The 25,525-nt window shown below is 67.4% G+C and carries 23 protein-coding genes, 1 tRNA gene and 2 pseudogenes; 8 read left to right on the plus strand and 18 right to left on the minus strand.

All coding sequences use genetic code 11. The annotated features are described in order from the left end of the window. Positions 1 to 5: 5 nt before the first annotated feature. From tatC to BN3906_RS09595, 9 genes and pseudogenes are all read right to left on the minus strand, one after another. A complete protein-coding gene (gene tatC / locus BN3906_RS09555) occupies positions 6 to 1,049 on the minus strand; it encodes a twin-arginine translocase subunit TatC (protein ID WP_261796950.1) in 1,044 nt (347 codons plus the stop codon). A 9-nt stretch (positions 1,050 to 1,058) separates the two neighbouring features. Then, a complete protein-coding gene (tatA, locus tag BN3906_RS09560) occupies positions 1,059 to 1,355 on the minus strand; it encodes a Sec-independent protein translocase subunit TatA (protein WP_066587659.1) in 297 nt (98 codons plus the stop codon). A gap of 64 nt (positions 1,356 to 1,419) precedes the next feature. Then, positions 1,420 to 2,445 (minus strand): WYL domain-containing transcriptional regulator, encoded by a 1,026-nt coding sequence (locus BN3906_RS09565; protein WP_066587661.1) that lies wholly within the window; start codon positions 2,443 to 2,445, stop codon positions 1,420 to 1,422. Further along, entirely contained in the window at positions 2,429 to 3,478 is a 1,050-nt protein-coding gene (locus tag BN3906_RS09570; RefSeq protein WP_066587663.1) for a helix-turn-helix transcriptional regulator, read from the minus strand. Before BN3906_RS09570 ends, BN3906_RS09565 begins: the two co-directional genes overlap by 17 nt. 26 nt (positions 3,479 to 3,504) lie before the next feature. Beyond that, positions 3,505 to 5,032 (minus strand): annotated as a pseudogene (pafA, locus tag BN3906_RS09575) (Pup--protein ligase). Continuing rightward, entirely contained in the window at positions 5,029 to 5,232 is a 204-nt protein-coding gene (locus tag BN3906_RS09580; protein ID WP_066587666.1) for a ubiquitin-like protein Pup, read from the minus strand. The pseudogene pafA and the gene BN3906_RS09580 overlap by 4 nt, the downstream one beginning before the upstream one ends. A 114-nt stretch (positions 5,233 to 5,346) precedes the next feature. Next, positions 5,347 to 6,882, minus strand: a complete 1,536-nt coding sequence (gene dop, locus BN3906_RS09585) for a depupylase/deamidase Dop (protein ID WP_066587669.1) — start codon at positions 6,880 to 6,882, stop codon at positions 5,347 to 5,349. Next, positions 6,879 to 8,570: a proteasome ATPase gene (gene arc, locus BN3906_RS09590; protein WP_078057343.1), complete on the minus strand. Its 1,692-nt coding sequence runs from the start codon at positions 8,568 to 8,570 to the stop codon at positions 6,879 to 6,881. The genes dop and arc overlap by 4 nt, the downstream gene beginning before the upstream one ends. 158 nt (positions 8,571 to 8,728) lie before the next feature. Then, a complete protein-coding gene (locus BN3906_RS09595; RefSeq protein ID WP_066587671.1) occupies positions 8,729 to 9,565 on the minus strand; it encodes a tRNA (adenine-N1)-methyltransferase in 837 nt (278 codons plus the stop codon). A gap of 166 nt (positions 9,566 to 9,731) precedes the next feature. Between BN3906_RS09595 and BN3906_RS09600 the strand changes: the two genes are divergently transcribed. The 4 genes from BN3906_RS09600 (at position 9,732) to BN3906_RS09615 (ending at position 14,201) form a co-directional block, all read left to right on the plus strand. After that, positions 9,732 to 10,409: a YoaK family protein gene (locus BN3906_RS09600; protein WP_066587675.1), complete on the plus strand. Its 678-nt coding sequence runs from the start codon at positions 9,732 to 9,734 to the stop codon at positions 10,407 to 10,409. A gap of 137 nt (positions 10,410 to 10,546) precedes the next feature. Beyond that, a complete protein-coding gene (locus BN3906_RS09605; protein WP_078057344.1) occupies positions 10,547 to 12,007 on the plus strand; it encodes an FAD-binding oxidoreductase in 1,461 nt (486 codons plus the stop codon). Further along, entirely contained in the window at positions 12,004 to 13,398 is a 1,395-nt protein-coding gene (locus tag BN3906_RS09610) for an FAD-binding oxidoreductase (RefSeq protein ID WP_066587679.1), read from the plus strand. The genes BN3906_RS09605 and BN3906_RS09610 overlap by 4 nt, the downstream gene beginning before the upstream one ends. Continuing rightward, positions 13,395 to 14,201: a RecB family exonuclease gene (locus tag BN3906_RS09615; RefSeq protein WP_066587681.1), complete on the plus strand. Its 807-nt coding sequence runs from the start codon at positions 13,395 to 13,397 to the stop codon at positions 14,199 to 14,201. The genes BN3906_RS09610 and BN3906_RS09615 overlap by 4 nt, the downstream gene beginning before the upstream one ends. 58 nt (positions 14,202 to 14,259) lie before the next feature. Here the strand turns inward: BN3906_RS09615 and BN3906_RS09620 are convergent, their stop codons facing one another. The 8 genes from BN3906_RS09620 to BN3906_RS09655 all read right to left on the minus strand — a co-directional run bounded on the left by BN3906_RS09620 (position 14,260) and on the right by BN3906_RS09655 (position 21,352). Next, positions 14,260 to 15,192, minus strand: a complete 933-nt coding sequence (locus tag BN3906_RS09620) for a Sir2 family NAD-dependent protein deacetylase (protein WP_066587683.1) — start codon at positions 15,190 to 15,192, stop codon at positions 14,260 to 14,262. 48 nt (positions 15,193 to 15,240) lie between these two features. Further along, positions 15,241 to 16,707: an aspartate ammonia-lyase gene (gene aspA / locus BN3906_RS09625; RefSeq protein ID WP_227871266.1), complete on the minus strand. Its 1,467-nt coding sequence runs from the start codon at positions 16,705 to 16,707 to the stop codon at positions 15,241 to 15,243. 159 nt (positions 16,708 to 16,866) lie between these two features. Further along, a complete protein-coding gene (hisG, locus tag BN3906_RS09630) occupies positions 16,867 to 17,712 on the minus strand; it encodes an ATP phosphoribosyltransferase (protein ID WP_066589704.1) in 846 nt (281 codons plus the stop codon). Positions 17,713 to 17,740: 28 nt separating this feature from the next. Continuing rightward, on the minus strand, positions 17,741 to 18,004 hold the full coding sequence (locus BN3906_RS09635) for a phosphoribosyl-ATP diphosphatase (protein WP_066589707.1): 264 nt from the start codon (positions 18,002 to 18,004) through the stop codon (positions 17,741 to 17,743). A gap of 5 nt (positions 18,005 to 18,009) precedes the next feature. Beyond that, entirely contained in the window at positions 18,010 to 18,708 is a 699-nt protein-coding gene (locus BN3906_RS09640) for an HAD family hydrolase (protein WP_066587688.1), read from the minus strand. 58 nt (positions 18,709 to 18,766) lie between these two features. Then, on the minus strand, positions 18,767 to 19,150 hold the full coding sequence (locus tag BN3906_RS09645; protein WP_066587690.1) for a hypothetical protein: 384 nt from the start codon (positions 19,148 to 19,150) through the stop codon (positions 18,767 to 18,769). After that, positions 19,147 to 20,457 carry a cysteine--1-D-myo-inosityl 2-amino-2-deoxy-alpha-D-glucopyranoside ligase gene (gene mshC, locus BN3906_RS09650; protein ID WP_066587700.1) on the minus strand — a complete coding sequence of 437 codons (1,311 nt, stop codon included), beginning with the start codon at positions 20,455 to 20,457 and terminating at the stop codon, positions 19,147 to 19,149. Before mshC ends, BN3906_RS09645 begins: the two co-directional genes overlap by 4 nt. A 22-nt stretch (positions 20,458 to 20,479) precedes the next feature. After that, positions 20,480 to 21,352, minus strand: coding sequence for an undecaprenyl-diphosphate phosphatase (locus BN3906_RS09655; RefSeq protein WP_066587703.1), 873 nt, complete (start codon positions 21,350 to 21,352; stop codon positions 20,480 to 20,482). Between the two features lie 43 nt (positions 21,353 to 21,395). On the opposite strand from BN3906_RS09655, the gene BN3906_RS09660 reads away from it, so the two are divergent. Next, positions 21,396 to 22,511, plus strand: a complete 1,116-nt coding sequence (locus tag BN3906_RS09660; RefSeq protein ID WP_066587711.1) for a hypothetical protein — start codon at positions 21,396 to 21,398, stop codon at positions 22,509 to 22,511. Positions 22,512 to 22,637: 126 nt separating this feature from the next. Beyond that, the gene (locus BN3906_RS09665) at positions 22,638 to 23,684 is read left to right on the plus strand and encodes a quinone-dependent dihydroorotate dehydrogenase (protein WP_237559778.1); all 1,047 of its coding nucleotides are present in this window, start codon (positions 22,638 to 22,640) and stop codon (positions 23,682 to 23,684) included. 374 nt (positions 23,685 to 24,058) lie between these two features. Here BN3906_RS09665 and BN3906_RS14160 read toward each other — a convergent pair. After that, a pseudogene (locus BN3906_RS14160) lies at positions 24,059 to 24,484 on the minus strand (YbhB/YbcL family Raf kinase inhibitor-like protein); the annotation flags it as partial. A 162-nt stretch (positions 24,485 to 24,646) separates the two neighbouring features. Between BN3906_RS14160 and BN3906_RS09670 the strand changes: the two are divergent. Both BN3906_RS09670 and BN3906_RS09675 read left to right on the plus strand, forming a co-directional pair. Beyond that, positions 24,647 to 24,732, plus strand: a tRNA-Leu gene (locus BN3906_RS09670). 97 nt (positions 24,733 to 24,829) lie between these two features. Continuing rightward, positions 24,830 to 25,498, plus strand: coding sequence for a TVP38/TMEM64 family protein (locus BN3906_RS09675; RefSeq protein ID WP_066587713.1), 669 nt, complete (start codon positions 24,830 to 24,832; stop codon positions 25,496 to 25,498). Positions 25,499 to 25,525: the final 27 nt, after the last annotated feature.

A 25,525-nucleotide genomic window follows, 5' to 3' on the forward strand; every position in this document is an offset into this window, starting at 1 on the left:
GTCTCTTATTCACATCTAGAGGTGTATAAGAGACGGGCATGCACAGGCGGGGGGGGTTCGAGCGGGGCCGGGGGTTCGGGCCCGTCGCCCGGGGCGGGGGTGGGACCGGCGGCCCCCTCGACGGCGGACAGCGGAGCGGCGGGGAGGACCGTCGACGCTGCCTCGTCATCGAGTGCGTCGGTGTCGAAGGTGTCGGCTGAAGCGGGATCCAGGCCTGCCCGGCGGGCACGACGCCGGTCGTTGACTCGCGCGAACTGGGTGGCCATCTCCATCATGACGCACAGCGACACGGCGAGGATGATCATGGACACGGGATCCTGGCCGGGGGTGACCAGGGCGGCGAAGACGAACAGGAACATGATGATGATCCGCCGCTTCTCCTTGAGCACCCGGTACGGGAGGACGCCGGCGAGATTGAGCATCACCGTGATCAGCGGCACCTCGAAACTGACCCCGAAGATGAGCAGCAGAGCGAGAGCGAAGTTCAGGTACTCCTTGCCGTTGAGCGCGGAGATCTGGGCGTTGTCGCCCATGGTCATGAGGAAATCGAGACCGTAGGCGAGGACGAAGTAGGCCAGGACCGCGCCGAAGACGAAGAGGAGGGTGGCGACTGTCGCGAATCCGCGGGTCCAGCGCTTCTCGTTCTTCTTCAGCCCCGGGGTGATGAACCCCCAGATCTGACCCAGCCACACCGGGGCAGACAGCACGAGACCGGCGATGAGGCCGACCTTGAGCCGGAGCATGAACATGTCGAACGGCGCCGTGGCCAGCAGCCGGCAGTCTCCGGCGTCACCACCGAGCCGGTTCTCCGGGGGCACCTGGCAGTACGGTTCCTTGAGGATGTCGCCGAGGCTCGGGGTCCCGAGCACCGAGGCGTCATACCAGATGTAGCCCAGGATCGTGCCGACGGCCACGGCGGCCAACGCGATGAGGAGCCTGCGACGCAGTTCCTTGAGATGCTCGACCAGGGTCATGTTCGCGCCCTCGGCGCGGACCTTACGTCGGGAGGTACGCCGGGGCCGGACCCCGGTCTGCTCAGTGGTGGACATCGTCGGGGGCTAGAGCTCCCGGGTCCCGGTTTCCGTGGCGGAGCCCTTCACCGGGACGTCACCGGTGGTCGTGTCGGCGACATGCGTCGCGGGGTCGGCGATCCGGCGCGCCGCCTCAGCTTCTGCGGACACGGCAGGGGATTCGACAGCGGGCTTGTCGTCGTTCTTCATCTCCTTCATCTCACTCTTGAAGATCCGCATGGAACGGCCGAGGGAACGTGCCATGTTCGGCAGCTTGGCAGCGCCGAACAGGAGCAGCAGAACGACGACGATGAGGAGAAGCTCGGGCCATCCGATGTTGCCCATTGGTCAGTGCCTTTCAGTAGTGGTACCGGGCCGTGAAGAGGCCGTAGAAGTTACACCGGTCAGGTTACGCCAGGCGTCCGTACGCGGCCAATGCGGACTCGCACCTGTTCACCGCACGTTCAGCTACGTCCGCCGGCTCGACGGCGGTGATCTCCGGGGCGTAGGCGATGAGGAAGCGGTCCAGCCACTGCCCGGTGTCGGGGATCTCGACCCGGGTACCGTCGATATGCCACACGGGAAGGTACTCCAGCATCCACATCGCCTCCCCGGTCAAGGTCAGTTCGGCCCAGGAGTCCGCGGCGTCAAGGAAACCGAACGGGTCCTCTGCCGTGATCTGCCGGGGCTGTGCGGGCGGGGCGGCACGGTCGAGGATCTCGACGTCGTCCATGCGTGACACCGAGAAACACCTCTGCGGTCCGGTGTCCTCCCCCGCCGCAGGGCGTCCCCACAGGTAACCCGAACCGTCGAGCACGGCGACGGTGTCTGGGATGATCTCCCGCACTGTCCGGGAGTCGGAGGACACCGAGAGATAGGAGAACCGCACCCACCGCCGGGACGAGTTCGCCTCGCGCAGAACCGCCAGGGTGTCCGCGGCGGAGGAACCCGGGCCGGTTTCCGCCGGTGCCGCCGGGGTGGGGACCGGCAGGGGTCCAGCCCGGTGGCGGGGGTGCACCAGGGAACGGACCACAGAGGCGGCACTGTCGGCGTCGGCGCGTTCCCCGTCGGTGAGGATGCTGGACAGTTTCTCCAGGTTCAGTACCAGGGTGGCGGCCTCCGTGTCATTCAGGGCGAGGGGGCGGCCGAGGCCCTGGAGGTCCCTCAGCGTCACTCCGGCACCGTCGATGTCCAGGTCCACGGTGTCGCCCGGCAGAAGCCCCGGCAGGCCGCTGTACCTGACCTGCCTCAGTTCCTCCCGCAGCTGCGGGACACTCACCCCGAACCGTTCCGCGGTGGTCATGAGCGTGGCGTCCGGATGTGTCCGGAACCAGGCCAGCACCGACAGGATCCGTCTGAGCTGGTCGAGCCTGCTCACCGCACTGCCCCTGCGGGACGGTGCGGCAGGGGAAGCTGCATCACCGGTGGTGGTCACGGTTGTCCTCCTGTGTCGTCGGCGTCCCCGGCGTCACCTGTACTGTGCCGGCACTGCGGGACAGGATGTCACGGGCGTGGCGGAGCAGGGTGACGATCTCGCCCACGATGTCGTCGGGGCCGAGCACCACCGCATCCGGGGCGTAGGCGGCGGCGGTCCTGACCAGCCAGAGGCGGTCCACCGGCCCGACCGTGAGGACCTCCCCTTCCCTGTGCAGGACAGGGTCTCCCACCGCCCGGGCGCGCAGTTCCTGCGCCCGACCGTTACGGAAGAGCACGGTCGCGGTGACCAGGGAGGACGCCGCCTCCAGACCTTCGATGACCAGTTCGCGGACGGGACGGTCCGGGACAGGCACGGACCGTGTGGCGGGCACCGGTTCCAGGTCGGCGATGCGGGAGAGTCTGAAAGTGCGCTGGGCACCGCGGTCGACATCGTGGCCGGTGAGGAAGAGACGGCCGTCCACCGCGGCGACCCCCCACGGTTCGAGGGTGCGTTCCCGGGGTTCCGCGGTGGGGCTGGGCCAGTAGTTGAAGCGCAGCAGGTGTCCCTGATCCAGGGACCGGGTGAGCGTACGGATGTCGTCGTCGGTCAGGTCGGTGGTGTCGGGCAGTGCCCCGACGACCGGTGCGGGGCCTCCGACGGAGACAGGACCGGCAGGCGTGAGCTTCGTCACCGCGGCACGTACCAGGGCAGCCAGTTCCGGTTCCATCGCCCACCGGCCCGCGGCGGAGACCGCCGCCCACTGCCCGGGGGTGAACCGGAACTCCGGCAGGAAACTGGTCTCCCGGTCCACGCTGTACCGCTTCTCGGTCAGTCCTTCGTCATCCGTGGCAGACTCCACGGTGACCTGCACCCCCAGCTGCCGGAGGATCAGACGGTCGCGTTCGAGCTGTTTACGGACCGTGTCGGCCGTGCCCTCGTAACCCCCGACCTTCTCCCTGATCCACCCGGTCGACCGTGGGGTACGGCTGTCGAGGAGTGTCACCAGGAGGTTGAGGATCCTGGAGGCGCCTTCCTCCCAGTAGACCGGCACGGGGCGGTTCCGACCTGACCTCCCGCTCATGCCGGGGACTCCGCCAGGACGGTGAGGAGGTCGTCGAGTCCGGCCTCGATCTCCGGGGAGGTGACGAGGAAGGGGTCGGGCAGGAGCAGTTCTCCCCCGCCCTCCCCGTTGACCTTGAGGCGGGGCCCGTCCCCCTCCCTTTTTCACACTTATATGTGTGTAAAAGAAAGAAAACGCCCCGGGGGCCCCGGCGGGGGGACCAGATCGGGAAAGCGGCGGGTTGGGGAAGAGGGGGTATATCCGTGGGGGCCGGGCTCCTCATAAAAAAAAACACACGGCGGCACGGGTGGTCGCCGGCGCCTGCCTGGTCGCAGCCTCGACAGCCTGCGGGTCGACGAGGGTGCGGGCGGCCCCCCGACGGACCAGGAGCCGGAAGAGTCCCCGCTCAGGGTTGATGTCGTGGTAGGTCAGGTCGATCTGGGCGATGCGGGGATCCGTGATCTCCAGTCCGTTTCGCTCGGCTACCGCGTCGAGCAGCTTCTTCTTGATCACCCAGTCGATCTCGGTGTCCACGGCGGAGAAGTCCCCGGTACCGAAGCAGTCCAGGACCCGACCCCACAGGTCGAGGACGTCGGCGAGCTGGTCGTCGGGAGTGCCGGTGCCCTCAGCTTCGCGCCGGGTCAGCCACTCCGTGGCCGCGGAGTGGAAGGCGCGCTGGATCTCCAGGGCGGTGACGGTCCTCCCGTCGCGCAGTTCCAGCGGGGCTGCGCCGGTGAGGTCGCGGGCGATCTCCCGGATGGACCTGATCTCGTTGGACAGTTCGAAGTCCGGCAGTTCCACACCGGCCTCGATCATCTCGAGGACGAGGAGGGTCGAGCCGACCTTCAGTGCCGTCGTGGTCTCGGACATGTTCGAGTCCCCGACAATGACGTGGAGTCTGCGGTAGAGGGAGGAGTCGGCGTGCGGCTCATCCCGGGTGTTGATGATCGGCCGGGACCTGGTTGTCGCCGAGGAGACTCCCTCCCAGACGTGGTCTGCCCGCTGGGAGAGGCAGAACCCCGGCCCGAAGTTCTCGTTGGGGGAACCGGGTGACGGGACGCTGACCTTCCCCGCCCCGCAGATGAGCTGTCGGGTGACGAGGAACGGGAGCAGCTGCGCGGACAGTGCCTTCAGCGGCATCTCCCTTCCGACCAGGTAGTTCTCGTGGCAGCCGTAGGAGTTGCCGACCGAGTCGGTGTTGTTCTTCAGGAGGTAGACTCTGCCGCCCACGCCCCGTCGGGCCAGGGACTCCTCGCAGGCGACGGCGAGTCGGTTGAAGATCACCTCGCCCGCACGGTCGTAGGTGACCAGCTGGTGCAGGGAGTCACATTCTGCTGTGGCGTACTCCGGGTGGGCACCCACGTCGAGATACACGCGGGAGGCGTTGGGCCAGTAGATGTTCGAACTGCGGTGTTCTTCGACAACCGGGGCGAACAGGTGGCGTGCCACCTCGTCGGGGCCGAGACGACGGTGGGAGTCCAGGACACTGGTGATCCCGAACTCGGTCTCCAGACCTGTGATCCGACGGGTGTGGACGGTGCTCACTGCCCGCCCTTCTGAACGTAGGACTTCACGAACTCCTCGGCGTTGGACTCCAGCAGCCCGTCGATCTCGTCGAGCAGGTCATCGGTACCGGAGACCTTGAGCTGCTCCTGCCCGGACGCGGTGACGTCACCGGAGGCCGGACCGTCCCCCCGTCCCCGTCCGCCGTGGACCTGTCCCTGTCCTGAACCACCTGTCGTCATGTGCGGGATCCTGTTCTTCGTGTAGTAGGTGTCTGTCTGCGCCTGCAGGTCTGTCCGCAGGAATCTGCGTGTGACCTCTCACAGGTGTCTTCTCCTGTGTCCAGGGTAGTCCCGTCAGCTTCCGGGCACCGGTGTGACACAGCCCGGGAGCAGTCTGTCGAGGACCGTGACCAGTTCCCCGGGGGACGCCACGGTCGACAGTGCCTCCTCCAGTTCCGCTGCAGTCGCCCGGGCAGGGTCAGGCATCCGTACACGGGTGGCGGTAGACCCGTCGTGTTCCACGTCGAGTACCAGGGAGTCCCAGTTGGCGGCCAGGAGACTGTCCGGGAAGCGCCGGGTGACCTCACCACGGAGCCAGGCCCGGGTGGTGCGTGGCGGTGTCGTCACCGCGGCCCGGATGTCGGCGGCAGGGACGAGCGTCCTGATCCTCCCCCTCCTGACCAGGGCGTGGTACAGGCCTTTGTCGGGGTCGATGTCGTGGTACTGGATGTCGACCAGCGACAGCCTGGGGTCGCCCCAGTCCAGTCCACGGGAACGGTACGCGTCGAGCAGCGAGTACTTCGCGGTCCAGTCCAGCCGGTCGGCGGTGGACAACGGGTCCCGGGCGAGATCCCCGAGGATCTCGCCCCACAGTTCGACGACGAGGTCGTCCCGGCCGGCGGCGTCGATGTCCAGTGCCTGTACCGTCCTGTCCCGGATCTCCTGCTGGATCTGCACCGCGGTGAGTTCGCGACCGCCGTAGAGACGGAGCGGGCGGGCGCAGCTCAGGTCACGGGACACCTCCCGGACCGCCTCCACCGGGTCGAGCAGTGCGAGGTCGGTGAAGTCCACGCCGGCCCCGACGGCGTCGAGGACCAGGGCGGTGGTCCCGAGTTTGAGGAAGGTGGCGAATTCGGAGAGGTTGGCGTCCCCGATGATCACGTGCATCCGCGCCCAGTCGGAGCCGGAGTGCGGCTCGTCACGGGTGTTGATGATCCCCCGGTTGAGGGTGGTCTCCAGGGAGACCGTGGTTTCGATGTAGTCGGCGCGTTGGCTGATCTGGAAGCCCGGGGTCCCACCGGTCTGGCCGATGCCGACCCTTCCCGCACCGGTGTACACCTGACGTGTCACGAAGTGAGGCACGAGTGCCGCCTGGACGGCGGCGGTGTCGTAGGCACGTGGGTAGAGGTAGTTCTCGTGGGCGCCGTAGGACGCGCCCTTGCCGTCGACGTTGTTCTTGTGGATCTGCAGTCTCGGACGGCCCTCGACCTCTCCTGCCGCTCGGGCGGCCTCGTGCATCATCAGTTCACCCGCCTTGTCCCAGATCACGGCGTCCCAGGCGTCCGTCGTCTCCGGCGAGGAGTACTCCGGGTGCGCGTGGTCGACGTAGAACCGGGCTCCGGACGTGGTCACCACATTCGCGTTGCCCAGGGAGTTGGGGTCGATCACCGGTGCGGTGCGGTAGCGGCGCAGGTCGAAGCCCCGGACGTCACGCAGGGGCGACTCCTGTGCGTAGTCCCACCGGGTCCGTCGGTCGACCCCGGCACCGGAGGCTGCCGCGTAGGCGACGACCGCCCTGGTGGAGGATTCGATCGGACTGGTCGTCGGGTCGTCGGGGGTGATGATGCCGAACTCGGTTTCGGTGCCGAGGATCCGTCTCGGCCGGTTCATGCCGCCACCTGGTCGTGGTGGACGGTGATGTCGACGACACGACGGGAGCTGTGGCCGGATATGCGGGCCCATTCGGCGGGGTTGGTCGTGTCGGGCAGGTCGTCGTTGTCGTGGCACTCCTCGGCGACGGCGAGGTCGACGTGCCCGGTGGAGATACCGTCACCCCTGCCCTGCAGGGCGTCCTTGATCGCGAATTTCTTGGCACGGTCGACGATATTGGCCAGCATCGCCCCGGAGGCGAAGTCACCGTAGTAGAGGGTGCGGGTCGTTCCGTCGGCGAAATGCAGGGTGAGGAAAGGCATGTCGCGGGAGAAGAGTCTGTCGACGATCCTCTCCCGGAGCTGCGCGGCACTGACCCCGGGTTCCAGAGGCAGGTCGTCGGTGAGGTACTTGCCCAGGATATCGAGGGAGGCGGCACGGTCAGGACGTTCCACCCGGATCTTCACGTCCAGACGGCCGGGGCGCAGGATCGCCGGGTCGATCAGTTCCTCCCGGTTGGACGCCCCGATGACGATGACATTCCTCAGACCCTCCACACCGTCGATCTCGGCGAGGAGCTGGGGGACGACCGTGGACTCCATGTCGGAGGACACTCCGGTGCCGCGCGTCCTGAAGATCGCCTCCATCTCGTCGAAGAAGATGATGACCGGGGAACCCGCCGAGGCGATCTTCCGGGCGCGTTCGAAGATGAGCCGGATCTGCCGTTCGGTCTCACCGACGAACTTGTTGAGCAGCTCGGGGCCCTTGATGTTCAGGAAGTAGGAGCGGGCGGAATCCCCGTGGCCTGCATTGTGTCCGGCAACCTGTCCGGAACCCTGTTCCCCACCCTGTCCCGCGCTCTGGGCCGCAGCGTCCATCCTCCGGGCCAGGGAGGACGCCACGGCCTTGGCGATGAGGGTCTTCCCGCAGCCGGGAGGACCGTAGAGGAGAACTCCCTTGGGCGGCAGCAGACCGTAGCTGCGGTACATCTCCGGATGCAGGAAGGGAAGCTCGACGGCGTCGTGGAGCTGTTCGATCTGACTCTTCAGACCTCCGATGTCGGAGTAGGAGACGTCCGGGACCTCCTCCAGGATGAGGTTCTCCACCTCGGCCCTGGTGACGACCTCGAAGGCGTAGCCTGCCCGACGGTCCACGACGACCGTGTCGCCGGCGCCGACCTGCCCCTCCCTGATCGCGGAGGTCAGTGCTCCGGCGCACCGCATGAGAGACTCCTCCCCCAGCTTGTCGGCGACGATGATCCGGGATCCGTCGACAACCTCGACCACGGTCGCCAGGTCGCCGGAGTCGGTGACTCCGCACACCTCGACGACCTGCTGGCCCTCCCCCAGCCGGACCAGCGCCCCCGGCTGCAGGTCCCGGCGGTCGACCCGGGGGCTGACCTGCAGGCGCATCCGCCTGCCCGCGGTGTGGACCTCGGCGGTGGTGGCGTCCGGCCCGGACTCCAGCAGCGTGCCGTAGGTGCTCGGAGGCTCGGCCAGCGCATCGAGGCGGGCGTTGAGCTCGTCCAGCTTGTCGCGGCTGGCCTTGAGCAGTTCCGTGAGCTTCGCATTGCGGGTGCCCAGGGTCCGGTTCGCCAGCTGGAGCTGACGGTAGGATTCCGGGCCGGAGGTCACCGGGGACGAGGGGCCGCCGGGACCTCCGCCTGATCGGGCTTCGGGGGTGGTGTCTTGGGCCGGGCCGTTGGTCATGTCGACCAGTCTACTAGGCAGGTAACCCTGGGTTGACCGGTACCGGCGGACCGGCGTCCCGATCCTGCTGCCGGACCCTGCACAGCAGGCCCTGCTGCAGGGCCCTGCACGGCAGGCTCTGCCGCCGGGCCCTACTTCCGGGCCCTGCCGGTCGGACCCTACTTCCGGGCCCTGCGCTGAGGACGCGGGGCCACGGTACCGTCGGCCAGTCTCCGCGCCCAGACCAGAAACGCCGTATGGGCGTTCATCCGGTGCTCGGGACGGGTCGCCAGGCCCTCGACCTTCCACTCCCGCACCAGGGACTCCCACGCCTTCGGCTCGGTGAAGCATTTCAGTTCCCGGATGCCCTCCATCACCTTCATCAGCTGCGGGACCGTGGCGACGTAGGTCATGAACACCCCGCCCGGGATGAGCAGGTCCCGTACCGTCTCCAGGCATTCCCACGGGGCGAGCATGTCCAGGATCACCCGGTCCACCGGACCGTCCGTGTCCCCGACGGTGACGTCCCTCAGGTCGCCCAGGCGCAGGTCCCAGTTGTCCGGGTGGCCTCCCATGTACTCGTCGACGTTGGCTTCGGCGAAGGCGAGATGGTCTTCCCTGACCTCGTAGGAGATGACTCTGCCGTGTTCACCGACCGCCCGCAGCAGGGTCATTGACAGAGCACCGGAGCCGGCACCTGCCTCCAGCACCTTCGCGCCGGGGAAGATGTCCCCTTCGACGAGGATCTGCGCGGCGTCCTTCGGGTAGATCACCGCCGCTCCGCGGGGCATGGACAGAACATGGTCGACGAGCAGGTGCCGGAAGCACAGGTACTCACCTCCGACGTGGGAGACCACGACGGTTCCCTCGTCGCGGCCGATGATGTCGTCGTGCCTGATCTCACCTTTGTGGGTGAAGTAGCTTCCCCCCGGTTCCAGGGTGATTGTGTAGTGCCGGCGTTTGGCGTCGGTGAGCTGTACCCGGTCTCCGGGCTGGAACGGACCCGAGTAGGCCACGGTGTCCCCTTCATCTGTCGTCGTCTGTGTCGTGGAGGTGCCGTGCAGGTTGCGGCCGGCTGACCCGACCAGTCTAGAGCGAAGAGCCCGGATCTCCAGATCACCGCTGTCGTGTTTCCTGGACGGGTCCGGTTTCGCGCAGGGACGCCCACGGTAGTGTGAGCGCGTGCATACCTACCGTCGTGGCGAGCAGCTTCTCGCTGTCGCCCTCACCGTGCTGGCCGGGTTCGTCGACTCGGTCGGCTTTCTCTACCTCGGTGGCGTCTTCCTGTCGTTCATGTCAGGGAACACGACCCGATTCGCCACCGCCGCCGTGGAAGGCGACACCCACCTTGCCGTCCTGGCGGGCAGCTGTCTGGTGCTGTTCGTCACCGGTGTCATTCTCGGTGCCCTGGTCAACCGGCTGTCGGCGCGTCGCTGGGACATCACCCGTGCCCGTGAGGCGGTGATGGTCACCGTGACACTGCTGTTCGGCTTTTCCGCCCTGCTCGTCGCGCTGGACGCCGACCGTCCCGCCACCCTCGTGCTCTCCGTGGGAATCGGGGTGATCAACAGTGTCTTCGAACGCGACGGTGAGGTGGCGGTCCCTCTCACCTACATGACGGGCACCCTGGTGAAGATGGGACAGAGGATGGTGGACGCCTTCTTCGGAGGGGAACACATCCGGTGGATCTCGCACCTGCTGCTGTGGTGCGGACTGGCGACCGGTGCGGTGTGCGGTGCCCTCGTCTTCCAGGCGCTGGGAATCTCCACGGTGTACGTCATCGCCGTCTACATGCTCGTCCTCACTGTGGTGAACCAGATTGTCCGGGGCTACCGGCGTCGGCGTGGCCTGCCGCTGTGAGCGCACGCCGAGCATGTTCTGAGGAAAATCCCAGAATGTGACGGGCCAGGGAAGATCCGGGAAAGGCCGGGAAAGCGGGGACGGGGACGGGGGACACTCCGGGGGTGTCCACCCGGCGCAGACTACAGTCATATGTCATGACTGTTTCCAACCCCGGTCCGGTTCCGGGTGCGTCCGCGGCGTCAGCGACATCTGTGGGGGCGGGTGCACCTGTCACAGAGGAGCTGCGCGAACTCGGTGAGAAACTCACCGGTTCACTGACCACCGACCCTGACATCCTCGCCACCTACTCCCGTGACCAGTCCCTCTACTCCCCTCAGGGCACTCCCCTCGCACTTGTCCGTGCACGGTCGGTCGACGATGTCGTCGAGACGGTGAAGTTCGCCCACCGGCGGGGTGTCCCGGTGGTGCCGCAGGGCGCACGGTCGGGCATCTCCGGCGGCGCAAACGCCGTCGACGGGTGCATTCTGCTGTCGGTGCGGTCGATGGACCGGATTCTGGAGGTTGACGAGGTCAACCGGACGGTGACGGTGGAGCCGGGGATCATCAACCTGGATCTGAAGAAGGCGTTGCGTGCCTACGGGCTGGCCTATCCGCCGGATCCGGGGTCGGTGGCGATGTGTTCGGTCGGGGGCAACATCGCGACGAATGCTGGTGGGATGTGCTGTGTGAAGTACGGGGTGACCCGTGAGTATGTGCGGGAGCTGAAGGTTGTGCTGGCTGACGGGACGGTGACGCGTCTGGGTCACCGGACGGTCAAGGGTGTCGCCGGTCTGGATCTGGCGGCGTTGTTCACCGGGTCGGAGGGGACGTTGGGGGTGATCGTGGAGGCGACGTTGAGGCTGGTGCCTGCCGGTCCGGCACCGTTGAGCGCCCTGGCGACCTTCCCTGACGTCCGTTCGGCGACGGAGGCTGTCGCTGCGTACATGGACACGGGGGCGGAACCGAGTCTCCTGGAACTGATGGACAGCATCACGGTGGGTTTCGTCAACGAGATCGGGGATTTCGGTCTGGACGCCAGTGTGGGGGCGGTGCTGATCATGCAGTCTGATTCGGTGACGGCGGCGGCGGACACGGAGGCGTTCGCGTCGGTGGCCCGTGACAACGGTGCCCTGGACGTGGCTTTCGCCGACAATGCCGAGGATTCGGAACTGCTTGTCGCCGCCCGCCGCTCCGCCCAACCGGCCTGGGAGCACTATGCACACAGTCACGGCGGAGGTCAGCTCCTCGACGACGTCTGCGTTCCCCGTTCGAAGATGGTCGAGTTCTGCGGTCGCGTCGAGGAGATCAGTGCCCGGACCGGGGCGATGGTGGCGGTCATCGCCCATGCCGGTGACGGCAACATGCACCCCTCGGTCTTCTTCGACACCGGAGACCCGGAATCGGTTGCCCGGGCCCAGGACGCCTTCGACAGGATCATGGCGCTGGGTCTGGAACTCGGCGGTACGATCACCGGCGAACACGGCGTGGGAAACCTGAAGAGCCGGTGGCTGGCGGAGGAACTCGACGAGGGCAACCGTAGACTGCACCGTGAGATCAAGAACGCCGTCGACCCGACGGGAATCCTCAACCCCGGAAAGATGCTGGAGCACCTGTGAACGTCACCACCTCCGGCCTGGCGGATCTCGCCGGCCGGCTCACCGGTTCGCTGACCACCGACCCTGACGTCCTGGAGACCTTTTCCGGGGACGAGTCAGAATACCGGGCGGAAGGTTCCCCTCTGGCACTGGTCCGTGCCGCCACCGTCGACGATGTCGTCGAGACGGTGAAGTTCGCCCACCGGCGGGGTGTCCCGGTGGTGCCGCAGGGTGCACGTTCCGGACTGTCGGGCGGGGCCTGCGCCGTCGACGGGTGCATTCTGCTGTCGGTGCGGTCGATGGACCGGATTCTGGAGGTTGACGAGGTCAACCGGACGGTGACGGTGGAGCCGGGGATCATCAACCTGGATCTGAAGAAGGCGTTGCGTGCCTACGGGCTGGCCTATCCGCCGGATCCGGGGTCGGTGGCGATGTGTTCGGTCGGGGGCAACATCGCGACGAATGCCGGTGGGATGTGCTGTGTGAAGTACGGGGTGACCCGTGAGTATGTGCGGGAGCTGAAGGTTGTGCTGGCTGACGGGACGGTGACGCGCCTGGGTCACCGGACGGTCAAGGGTGTCGCCGGTCTGGATCTGGCGGCGTTGTTCACCGGGTCGGAGGGGACGTTGGGGGTGATCGTGGAGGCGACGTTGAGGCTGGTGCCTGCCGGTCCGGCACCGTTGAGCGCCCTGGCGACCTTCCCTGACGTCCGTTCGGCGACGGAGGCTGTCGCTGCGTACATGGACACGGGGGCGGAACCGAGTCTCCTGGAACTGATGGACAGCATCACGGTGGGTTTCGTCAACGAGATCGGGGATTTCGGTCTGGACGCCAGTGTGGGGGCGGTGCTGATCATGCAGTCTGATTCGGTGACGGCGGCGGCGGACACGGAGGCGTTCGCGTCGGTGGCCCGTGACAACGGTGCCCTGGACGTGGCTTTCGCCGACAATGCAGAGGATTCGGAACTGCTTGTCGCCGCCCGCCGCTCCGCCCAACCAGGTAACGAGCACTACGCCCGTAATCACGGAGGGGGGCAGCTCATCGACGATGTCTGCGTACCACGCTCCCGTCTCGCCGACTTCTGCTCGGGTGTGGAGCGCATCAGGGACGAGACGGGCACGGTGGTCGCCCTGGTCGCCCACGCCGGTGACGGCAACGTCCACCCGTCGGTGTTCTACGACCGCAGGGATCCCGCCTCCGGCGTGGCGGCGACCGAGGCTTTCGACAGGATCATGGCGCTGGGTCTGGAACTCGGCGGTACGATCACCGGCGAGCACGGTGTCGGTGCGTTGAAGAGCCGGTGGCTGGCGGAGGAGCTCGACGAGGGCAACCGTAGACTGCACCGTGAGATCAAGAACGCCGTCGACCCGACGGGAATCCTCAACCCCGGAAAGATGCTCGATTGTCTGTGACCCGACGTCCCCTCGCCCTCTCCCCCTCCCGGGTGGGAGACTACCGGCAGTGCCCGCTGCTCTACCGGCTCCGGGCGATTGACCGTCTGCCGGAACCGAGCACTGTCGCGCAGGTCAAGGGAACTCTGGTCCACGCTGTACTGGAGGAGCTCCACGGTCTCCCGCGTGAACGGAGGACCTATCCGGCTGCCGTGAAGATGCTCGTGCCGCACTGGGACTCGATGAGGGCGGAGGACCCCGAGCTCGACAACCTGGTCCCGGACACTGACCGGCAGGATTTCCTCGTCGCTGCCAGGGACCTGGTCAAAGGTTATTTCCTCATGGAGAATCCCGAGGGTTTCGACGCCGAGGCCTGCGAGAAGTTCGTCGACCTCACCCTGCCCAACGGGGTGCCGGTACGCGGCTTCATCGACCGGGTGGATGTCGCGCCGTCCGGTGAGGTGCGTGTCGTCGACTACAAGACGGGAAAGAAGCCGGCTCCCCGGTTCGCCGGTCAGGCGATGTTCCAGATGCGTTTCTATGCGCTGGTGTGGTGGCGACTGTTCGACCACATTCCCGAGCAGCTCCGTCTGATGTACCTGAAGGTCCGCGACGACCTGGTGCTCTCCCCCACCCCGGCGGAGCTGAACTACGTGGAGAAGGACCTTGGGAGGGTCTGGGCTGCTGTCGGGGAGGACGCCAGATCCGGGAATTTCGCACCGAAGACCTCGAAACTGTGCGGATGGTGTTCCTTCCGGTCGGTCTGTCCCGCTTTCGGAGGCACGCCACCGGAGTATCCCGGTGTCCCACCCGAGTTCAGCTGACCGGCGCAGGACCGGAGCCGGAACGGTCAGGAACGGCGCAGGACCGGGGCCGGACCGGTCAGGAGAGGCCGAGGTCGTCCAGGAGTCCGAGGAACGCGGGTGCGACGGGGGTCCGCCAGACGGTGTCGACCCGGGCGTCCGCCCTCCCCGGACCACCGTTGACGACGCTGATCGTCTTGCCCTGTCGACTGGCCTGGAGCACCGGGCGGTAGCCGCTCATCACCGCCAGGGAGGAACCGACGACAAGGACCGAGGACGCCTCCTCCACCATCTGCGAGGCCCGCTCCCGGCGGTGCCCGGGAACCGGTTCTCCGAAGTAGACCACGTCCGGCTTCAGCAGCTCTGAACCACAGCCGGTGCAGCCCACCATGCGGAACCTGCGGACGTGGGCGTCGTCAAGCTCCACGTCCCCGTCGGGGTTGACCTGTGCGGGATCGGTCCGCACCTCGTCGAGGAAACCCGGGTTCGCGGCGTTCAGTCGGATGTCGAGTTCCCTGCGGTCCTCGACCTGGCCGCAGATCAGGCAGATGACCCGGGACAGGTCGCCGTGGAGGCACAGCAGGTTTTCTGTACCGGCCGCGGCGTGCAGGCCGTCGACGTTCTGGGTGATGACGCCTCCGACCAGACCGTTCTGCTCCAGTTCCGCTATCGCGTAGTGCACCGGGTTCGGCACTGCCGCCGCCATGGTCCGCCATCCGACGAAGGACCGTGCCCAGTACCGGTGCGAGGCACGCGGATCGTACCTGAACTCCTGGTAGGTCATCGGCCGGTGGCGTCCCAGTGACCCGCCGGGACCCCGGTAGTCGGGGATCCCGGAGTCCGTCGACACACCTGCGCCGGTGAGCACGAGGACGCCACCTCCCTCCAGCTGGCGGGCGACAGCTCTGCGGGCAACGTCGGGAGGGGTCGGATCGGCGGTCTCCCCGACGACCCTGGCGATGGAGCGCAGTGCAGACCGGTGGGCGAGGGAGATCTGCTCGGGGACGGACACGGGTCCAGTCTACGGCTCCGGGCCAAGAGTCCGGTCTAGGAGTCCGGTCTAGGAGTCGAGGAAGAGTTCGCCCCGCCAGACCGGGTGCAGCAGGTTCTCCTTGCTCAGCACCTTGTCGAGAGTCTCCTCGTCGAGCAGGCCTTTCTCCAGCACGACCTCACGCACCGACTTTCCGGTGCGGGCGCATTCCTTGCCGACGATGTCACCGTTGTGGTGGCCGATCAGCGGGTTGAGGTAGGTGACGATACCGATGGAGTTGTCCACGTAGGCGCGGCACACCTCGGGGTTGGCCGTGATGTCGACGACGCAGAGGGTGCGCAGGGTGGTGCAGGCGCGGGCGAGCAGGCGGATGGACTCGAACAGGGACTGGGCGATCACCGGCTCCATGACGTTGAGCTGGAGCTGGCCCGCTTCTGCGGCCATGGAGATGGTGACGTCGTTGCCGAAGACCTTGAAGCAGATCTGGTTGACGACCTCCGGGATCACCGGGTTGACCTTCGCCGGCATGATCGAGGAGCCGGCCTGCCGTTCGGGAAGGTTGATCTCGTTGAGACCCGCGCGCGGGCCCGAGGACAGCAGGCGGAGGTCGTTGCAGATCTTCGACAGCTTCATCGCCACCCGCTTCACCACGGAACTGGCGTTGACGTACGCGCCGGTGTCGCTGGTGGCCTCGAGCAGGTCACGCGCGGGCTTGATCTCCAGACCGGTGACCTCCGACAGTGCCGAGGTCACCTGGGCCTGGTAGCCCGCCGGGGCGTTGACACCGGTACCGATCGCCGTGCCACCGAGATTCACCTCCAGCATGAAGGACGCCGCCCTGTCCAGCTGGGCCTGTTCCTCCGCCAGGTTCCGGGCGAATGCGGTGAACTCCTCACCGAGGCTCACGGGCACGGCGTCCTGGAGCTGGGTCCGTCCCATGGTGATGATGTCGCGGAACTCGTCACCCTTGGCGGCGAAGGCACGTTCCAGGGCCCCGAGGTGTTTGATGAGCTCCTGGAAGGCGGAGTGGATGCCGAGGCGGAACCCGGTCGGGTAGGCGTCGTTGGTGGACTGGCTCATGTTGACGTCGTCGTTGGGGTTGATGACGTCGTAGCTGCCTTTGTCCTCCCCGAGGTACTCGAGGGCGAGGTTGGCGATGACCTCGTTGACGTTCATGTTCGTCGACGTACCCGCACCACCCTGGTACACGTCGATGGGGAACTGGTCCATGCAGCGGTGGGCTTCGAGGACCTGGTCGCAGGCCCAGACGATCGCCTCGGCCTTCCTGCCCGGCAGGGTGTGCAGGCGGCGGTTGGCCAGGGCCGCTGCCTTCTTGACCTGCACCATGCCCCTGATGAACTCGGGGAGCTGGTTGAGCGTGGTGCGTGAGATCTGGAAGTTGTCCACCGCCCGCAGGGCGTGGATGCCGTAGTAGGCGTCGGAGGGGACCTCCATTGTGCCGAGGAGATCTTCCTCGGTACGGAAGGATTCCGCGGAATGGGCCTGCCGGGAGATGGACTCCGCGGAGGTGATGATGTCCGTCGACAGCGTCACCGGCCGGTATGTTCGGCCGGTGGGAACGGACTGGGCGTCATTCTGGGCGTCATTCTGCGGGTCGTTCTGAGTGTCTGACACTGGTACCGCTTGACCTTTCGGATCAGCGCCGGGCCCGGGACGACAGGGGTTGGGTGACGGTCAGATCCTGGCGATGCGGATGTCGCTGGCCAGGATGGCCTTGGCCCCCAGAGCCGACAACCGGTCCATGAGTGAGTTGGCGTCCCGGCGCGGCACCATCGCCCGCACGGCGACCCAGTCCTCATGCGCCAGCGGCGACACTGTGGGGCCGGACAGGCCCGGCGTGATCGACGATACCCGGTCCAGGATTTCCCTGGGACAATTGTAGTCGAGCATCACGTAGTTGCGCGCGTGGAGGATTCCCTCCAGGCGCTTGAGGAAGACGCGCTGCCGGGCGTCGATCTCGGCTCCCCGGCGTCCGACGACAACGGCCGCGGAGGAGATCAACGGCTCTCCGAAGGGCTCCAGGCCCTGCTGCCGCAGGGTTCGTCCGGTCGAGACGACGTCGGCGATGGCGTCGGCGACACCGAGGTGGATGGAGATCTCCACGGCACCGTCGAGGCGTACGACGTGGGCGTCGATTCCCCGGTTCCGCAGGTCCCTGCGGACGAGGTTCGGGTAGGAGGTGGCGATTCTCTTGCCTTCGAGGTCTGCGACGGTCCACGGGCGTCCTGCGGGTGCGGCGTAGCGGAAGGTCGAGGACCCGAACCCGAGGTCCATGAGTTCGTCGGTCTCCTCGCGGGTGTCCGCGGCAAGGTCTCGTCCGGTGATGCCGAGATCGAGGTGACCACTGGCCACGTAGATGGCGATGTCTTTGGGGCGGAGGAAGTAGAACTCCACCCCGTTGGGTTCGTCGACGACAGTGAGGGACTTGTGGTCCCCCCGTCCGGGGTAGCCTGCTTCACGCAGGATGTCGTCCGCGGTCTCCGACAGGGAGCCCTTGTTGGGGACGGCGACGCGCAGCAGTTCGTCGGGTGCACTCACGTCGGGTCTCCTAGAGGTACCTGTAGATGTCTTCGGGCCTGAGACCCCTCTTGAGCATGACGACCTGGAGCCAGTAGATGAGCTGGGAGATCTCCTCGGACAGTTCGTCGTCGGTCTGGTATTCGGCGGCCAGCCACACCTCCCCCGCCTCCTCGGCGATCTTCTTGCCGAGGTTGTGGATTCCGCCGTCCAGGGCCTTGACGGTGCCGGAGCCTTCGGGCCGCTCATCGGCGCGTCGGGCAAGTTCCTCAAACAGGGAGTCGAAGTTTTTCACGGCACTCATTGTCGCACATCAGCCGCCCGTGCACCGATGCGACCCCACAGTTCCCGCAGGTCCGCCAGTGACAGTCCGGCGAGACTGTCGTGGCCGGGCAGCAGCGCCGAGACGGTGACCGCCCCGGGGGGAACGGGATTCCCCGGTGAGGGGACGCCGAGGACCCGGCAGCCGGCGGACACGGCTGAGCGCATGCCGTTGGTGGAGTCTTCGACGACGAGGCAGTCGTCCGGGGCGTATCCGAGCATGTCGCAGGCGGTGAGGTAGGGGTCGGGGGCGGGTTTGCCGGAGTCGACCTCGTCGCCGCACACCGACGCCCGGAAGAATCCGGCGCCGATCGAGGACAGGGCGGTGTCGGTGAGTCTGCGGTAGGTGTTGGTGACCACCATCATCGGCAGTTCCGCAGCCCCTTCGGAGAGGAGGGCGGGGATTCCGGGTCGGAAGGGCAGACCGTGGGAGAAATTCCCGGACACTGTCGTGTAGAGCATGTCGATCCAGTACTCCAGGTCGCCCGGGGCGAGGCGGACTCCGGCCCAGTCGGCACAGACCCGTACCGTGTCCTCGGCGATTCCCCCGACTGTCCTGTCCCTGATCTCCGGTGTGAGCTCCCGGCCCATCTCCCGGCACATCGTGTAGGTGGCCTCCCCCCACAGTGGTTCGGTGTCCACCAGTGTTCCGTCCATGTCCCACAGAATCGCCTTCATGATCTCCCATCATGCCTGCTGTGGTCCGGCACCGCCCGACGGGGGCCGCTCCCCGGTGTCAGGCGTCGGGGTCGGTGATGCGGTCCAGGTCGGCGAGGATCTCTCCGGGGTCCCGGTCGTTCTCCTCGGCCAGGGCGGAGACCAGCCGGCGGAAGTCCTCCTCCTCGTCATCTTCGAACACGGCACCTCCGTGCCTGTCGCTCAGTGCGGTCAGTGCCTCGTAGGCGGAGATCACCGCCAGCGGGATCTCCGTGGGATTCTGGCGCGCCTCGGTGGTCAGACGACGCAGGATCTCCGCGGCCTCCGCGGTCACTTCGGGCGGATAGGGGGGTTCCCAGAACTCCCGCTCATCCTCTCTCAGGTAACTGCCGGAGGACAGGGCGTCGAGTGTGCCGAGGAACTCGGAGACCAGCTCGGAGACGGGGTCGGACGACCGGCTCACAGGCGGACCCCCAGCAGGGCGTCGCACATCGTCCTCACCAGGGTGCCGGCGTCCTTCCCCTGCTCCGGTACGGATTCCGGTGCAGATCCGGGGACGGTGCCGGGGGCGGTGCCGGGGGCACTGCCGGTGGCGTCCTGCTGCCGTGCCCAGGCGTCGACCAGGTCGAGGACCCGGGGGGTGTCCAGGTCGTCGGCGAGGGCGGCACGGACGTCGGCGACAAGATGGTCGGCGGCTGTCTCCGGCAGTCCGTCCGCGGTGCCGACGGCCCGACGCCACAGGGCCAGCCGGTCTTCGGCGCGGGTCAGCACGGCGTCCGACCAGTCCCTGTCCTGCCGGTAGTGGCTCTCGTAGAGGCCCAGCCGGATGGCGGAGGGGTCGTGCCCGGCGGCAGTGAGTCCGGAGACGAACACGAGGTTGCCCAGTGACTTGCTCATCTTCACCCCGTCCAGGCCGATCATCCCGGTGTGGACGTAGTGGTCGGCCATCCGGGTGCAGGAGTGCGCCGCCTCGGCGTGGGCCGCGGAGAACTCGTGGTGCGGGAACCTCAGGTCGATGCCCCCTCCCTGGACGGCGAAGGAAGCCCCCAGCCGGTTGGTGGCGATCGCCGAACACTCCACGTGCCATCCCGGCCGGCCGGCGCCGAAGGGGGCGTCCCAGGACGGTTCGCCCTCCCTGTTCACCCGCCAGACCAGGGCGTCGAGGGGGTGTCGCTTACCCTCACGGTCCGGGTCGCCGCCCCGTTCGGCGAAGTAGCGGGTCATCGTCGCCGCATCGTAGCGGGACACGTACCCGAACTGCTCGGTGAACGTGTGGTCGACGTAGATGTCGGGGTAGCTGTCGTCGAGCCGGTACGCTGCGCCGACGTCGAGAAGACGGGAGACCAGGTCCACGACCTCGTCGACGGACTCCATCGCCCCCACGTACTCTCTCGGCGGGATCACCGCGAGGGTCTCCATGTCCGAGCGGAACAGGTCAATCTGGGACCGGCCGAGGTCCCGCCAGTCCACCCCGTCACGCTCGGCGCGCTCGAACAGGGGGTCGTCGACATCGGTGATGTTCTCGACGAAATGCACCTTATGGCCGTTGTCGAGGAGCTGACGGTGCACCAGGTCGAAGGTCACGTAGGTGGCGGCGTGACCCAGGTGCGTCGAGTCGTAGGGGGTGATCCCGCACACGTACATCCCCGTCTCCCCCGACGGCCAGTCGGTGCGTACCGGACGGACCTCGTCGTCGGCGGTGTCGTACAGGGAAAGGGGGACGCCGTCCCCGGGCACGACGGGGACTTCCGGGACAGGCCATGAACGCATGGCCACAGATACTACCGCGCAGTTACGCGGCCATCACGCCGGCACCCAGCAGGACCATCACGAGCAGGCCCACCGGGATGCGCCACGCGGCGAACCAGGCGAAGGAATGGTTGGCGACGAACTTCAGCAGCCAGGCGATCGCCGCATAGCCGATGAGGAAGGCCACTCCCGTGCCCACCAGGAGCTGCAGGCCGCTGGCCGACTGTCCCGCCTCCGGGTTGAACGCGTCCGGGAGACTGAACAGGCCGGACGCCAGGACCGCGGGAATCGCCAGCAGGAACGAGAACCGGGTGGCGACCTCCCGGTCGAGGTTGAGGAACAGGCCGGCCGAGACGGTACCGCCGGAGCGTGACACGCCCGGGATCAGTGACAGGCACTGGGCGAACCCCATGACCAGGGCGTCCTTCATCGTCAGTTCGGAGAAGCCGCGGGACTTACTGCCCACCTTCTCGGCCCAGATGAAGACGAACGAGAACAGGATGAGCACGGACGCAGTGATCCACAGGTTGCGCAGGGCGTCCCGGATGATGTCCTGCAGGAGGAAACCGAGCACTCCGACGGGGATCGTGCCGGCGATGACCATCCACCCCATCCGGTAGTTGAGGTTGTCGCGGCGGGAGCGGTCGAACAGGCCCGCAAACCAGGCGGTGAGGATCAGCCAGATGTCCTTCGCGAAGAACACCAGAACGGCCAGTTCGGTACCGAGCTGGACCACAGCGGTGAAGGAGGCTCCGGCGTCCTCCCCCCAGAAGAGTTCGGAGACGATCCGGAGATGGCCGGAGGAGGACACCGGGAGGAACTCGGTGAGCCCCTGGACGACGGACAGGACGAGGACCTGCAGCCATCCCATGTCGGTGGTCGCCGCCTCCGGGGCGGAGAGAAGAGTCAGGGTCATGGGACGACAGGTTACCGGTACCCCGTGTAGTAGCGTGAGACGGGTGAAGAGCCTGACCTCCAAGACAGTCTGTACCTCGGTGGTCGCCCTCGCGACCGCTGTCTCCCTCGTCGGCTGCTCCCCGGGCGGATCGGACGACAGCACCGACGGCGGGGAGTCCGTCGTCGGGGTGGCCGCCACACCGGCGGCGTCCCCGGACACTGACGGGGACGCCGCCGGTTCCGTGTCCGCAGGGGACAGGATCGGGGCCCTGGTGCGGCTCGGCGGTCCCCGTGCCGGTGACGCCGGAACACAGGACGGCTCCTCCGGCACCCGGGTCGCGGCCCTGGCCTCGGGCAGACTGCTGGTCGGCGACCTCGACGAGGTTGCGGAGGGTACGGCGAAGGCCACCCCCGTCGACCCCGACTGCCACTCCCTCACCGCCGCGGTCGACCAGCTCGTCATGGCGTGCGGGCAGACCGTCAGGATCCTCGACGCCACCGGACGCGAACTGCGTTCCGTCGACGCCGGTTCCCCGGTCACCGCCGCCGCGGCGGTGCCCGACGGCACGGTCGTCGTGACCACCGAGGGATCGGACAAGGCACGCTGGTTCGACGCCGCGGGCGCTGAACGCAACAGTGAAGGGGTCAGTGAGACACCCTCCTCGATGCTGGTCGTCGGCAACACCCGGAACAGTTCCGGTGACTCCGACGCCCAGCTGCGCGTGGTCGTCCTCGATGCCGCGCAGTCGAGCATCTCCGACCTTGACATGGACAAGGCGCAGTTCAACGCGTCCCTGCGGGCCGGTCAGGGTCTGGGGACCGCCTCCTCGGGCTCCCTGGCCGACGGTGTCGTCGTCGTCTCCGACCCGCGCTCCGACCAGGCCCTCGTCTACACGGTCACCGACGTGGTCCGGCACACCCAGGCCACCGTCACCGGTCCGTCCCCCTGGGCGGTGCTCTGGGACTCCGAAAGACAGCTGATGTGGGTCTCCACCACCGGCGACAACCGACTGACCGCCTACCGGCTGTCCACCGGCACCCCGGAGCCGGTGGGGCATGTCACCACCGTCCCGGACGTCAGGTACATCGTCGACGGCGACGGCGGTGACCTCCTCCTCGTCGCCGAGGACGGCACCCGTCAGCTCATACCTTCATCCGACCTCCCCCTCAGTGACTGACAGGGGTCCGGAGAGCAGACCCGCGACCAGACCCCGCGACCAGAAAGGCAGCCCGGCACCTTGCCCGCTCACATCCCCACCTTCCGTTCCGTCCGCGGGGCCCTGTACGACTCCGCGTTGACGGTGATGTTCCGGCTGCGCCCGGAACGGATCCACATCCTCATGAACCGGTGGCTCAGCTTCGCCGCCCGACTTCGGCCGGTCCGCGGCGTCCTGCGTCGCCTCCTCGTCGTCGAGGACCCGGCGCTTGCACAGACCGTCGCCGGGGTGAGGTTCCCCCGTCCGCTGGGCCTGGCCGCGGGGTTCGACAAGAACGCCACCGAAGTGGACATCTGGGGTCCCCTCGGGTTCGGGTACTCCGAGGTCGGCACAGTCACTGCAGTGGGTCAGCCCGGCAATCCGACGCCGAGACTGTTCCGTCTGCGACGCGACCGTGCCCTGCTCAACCGGATGGGCTTCAACAATGACGGAGCCACCGCCGCCGCAGGTCGACTGCGCGCCAGGGTCGAACCGGAACCTGTGGGGGTGAACCTCGGGAAAAACAAGACGACTCCGGCCGTCGACGCCGCCTCCGACTACCGTGCCTGTGCGCGGGCGGTGGACGCCGTCGCCGACTACCTGGTGATCAACGTGTCCTCCCCGAACACGCCGGGACTGAGGGACCTGCAGGCCGTGGAATCACTCCGACCCATCGTGGAGGCCGTCCGGGAGGTCAGTGCGAGGCCACTGTTCGTCAAGATCGCCCCGGACCTGTCTGACGAAGACGTCGACTCGGTCGCCGACCTCGCCGTGGAACTCCGGCTCACCGGGATCATCGCCACGAACACCACGGTAGGCAGGGAGGGGCTTCTCACCCCCGGAGTAGCCGCCCTCGGCGCCGGCGGCGTGTCCGGTCCCCCGGTCGCGGACAGGGCGCTGGAGGTCCTGCGACGTATCCGGTCCCGGGTAGGCGACCGACTGGTGGTCATCGGGGTCGGAGGGATCACCGACGCCCGACAGGCGTGGGAACGCATCGGCGCGGGCGCCACCCTCCTGCAGGGTTACACCGGGCTGATCTACGGGGGCCCGGACTGGATCAGGGACATACACCTGGGGCTGCTGCAGCAGGTCCGGCGTCACGGTCTGCCGGGGATCTCGGCCGCGGTCGGGAAGGAACTCCCCTGGCTCGACTGATCGGGTCTGCGTGGCCCGGCGTGCGCGGTCCGGTCTGTGCGGCCCGGCCTGCGTGACCCCGCCCCNCGGAAGAGGTGAGCCCGCGGGTTGTCATGGCCTCCCATTCCGGCTCCGACAGACCCAGCACGGGGGCGATCTGCCGGTCCGAGTCCGGGTCGATGCTCCAGACCGGGGCGAGCTGTCTCACGTCCCCGACGACGAGGGCGCGTTTCGCCACCGCGAAGGCGGCGGCACCGACGGAGGTGTCCACCTGACCGGACTCGTCCATGATGAGCAGGTCCGCCCGCCCCAGATCGTAATCCGTCTCGTCCTCGTTGCGGGTCCAGAGCTTGAAGTACTTGGGCAGCTGGTAGGCGGTCATGACGAAACAAGGGGTGGGGGCCGTGACCTGCCGGTGGCTTCGCACCGTAGTATCCGCGGCGTCCCGAATCTCCGCGCAGGGCGACCGCGCCCTCGGGAAGCCCGACGAGTTCGTCGTCCCCGGCACCGGCGGGCAGCGAGGTGACCTCGGCAGGAATGTTGAACACGGCCCAGTGCCAGTAACCGGAGCCTGTGGGCGCGTCCGGGTCGTAGCAGGTGACGGCGTAGGTGACTGTGTCTTCCGGTGCCCCCGACCATGACAGCTGCGGAGAAATGTCGTTGCCGCCGAGCTGTGCAGGTGAGAGCCGGGAGCCGTCGGTGAGATCGTCGCTCGTGAGAGCGAAGGTCGGAAGATCTGTCAACGGAGCATAAGGGTCAGGTCCCGGGAACCGGTCGTCAATGTACGTCGGCTGATGGTTCTTCTGTTCAGGAACGCTCATGTGCTCCAGTATGCCCCAAACCCCGTCGCCCGGGGAGCCCCGGACAGCAGACCCAGGGACCTGCGGGGGCGGCCGTGACCCGGCGATTTGGAGACCCCGGCGGCCCCGGGCTACAGTGTGCGAGTCCGCAGGGCGCCCCACAGGGTGTCCGGTGACGACCCTGTCCGGGTGGCGGAATGGCAGACGCGCTAGCTTGAGGTGCTAGTGTCCTATTAACGGACGTGGGGGTTCAAGTCCCCCTCCGGACACTCACGGAGACCTGGAAAGGTCCCGGCAACCGTGGTCGAACACACGGTACCCACCGCCACCGGTTTCCCGGTGGCGGTTTTTTGAGCAGTGAGGAGAATGATGCGCGGACTGCCGTGGCGGAGAATTCTCGTTGCTGCAGCTGTCCTTGCAGTCCTGGTCGTCGTGGTGCTCACCGTTCCCTCCCCCGATGTCGAGGCGGTCCGTGGCGCCGTGGCAGGGACCGGGGTGTGGGCCCCGTTGACCTGGCTGCTGCTCATGGTCGCGTGCACTCAGCTGCCGTTCCCCAGGACAGTGTGGACCATCTCCGCCGGTGCCCTGTTCGGCGGGATGCTCGGCAGCGTCCTCGCTCTCGTCGGTCTCGGTGTCTCCGCCCTGCTGTCCCTGACGGTGATCCGTAGGCTCGGGGCCCGGGCGGTCCGGGCGACCTCGGATCCTGCGCAGCATTCGCGTCTCGCGGTGGTCCAGGAGATGCTCGCCGAACGAGGCTGGCTCAGTGTCCTGGGCCTGCGGATGATTCCGGCGGTCCCGTTCAGCCTCCTCAACTACTCCTGCGCGGTGACGCGGATTCCGGTGGGACCGTACCTGGGTGCGACACTGGCCGGCTCCGCGCCGAACACTGTCGCGACCGTCGTGGTGACCGACACGGTCCTCGGCGGGGGCAGTCCGTGGGTTCTCGCCGTGAGCGCGGTCGTGATCCTGACCGGGTGTGTACTCACCGCCAGGGAGGTCAGGACAGTGTCTGCGAGGGTCAAGGACACAGCATAGACATCCTCGGAACCACGGGAGGTATCC

It is taken from the genome of Corynebacterium provencense (assembly GCA_900049755.1).
Classification (GTDB): domain Bacteria; phylum Actinomycetota; class Actinomycetes; order Mycobacteriales; family Mycobacteriaceae; genus Corynebacterium; species Corynebacterium neomassiliense.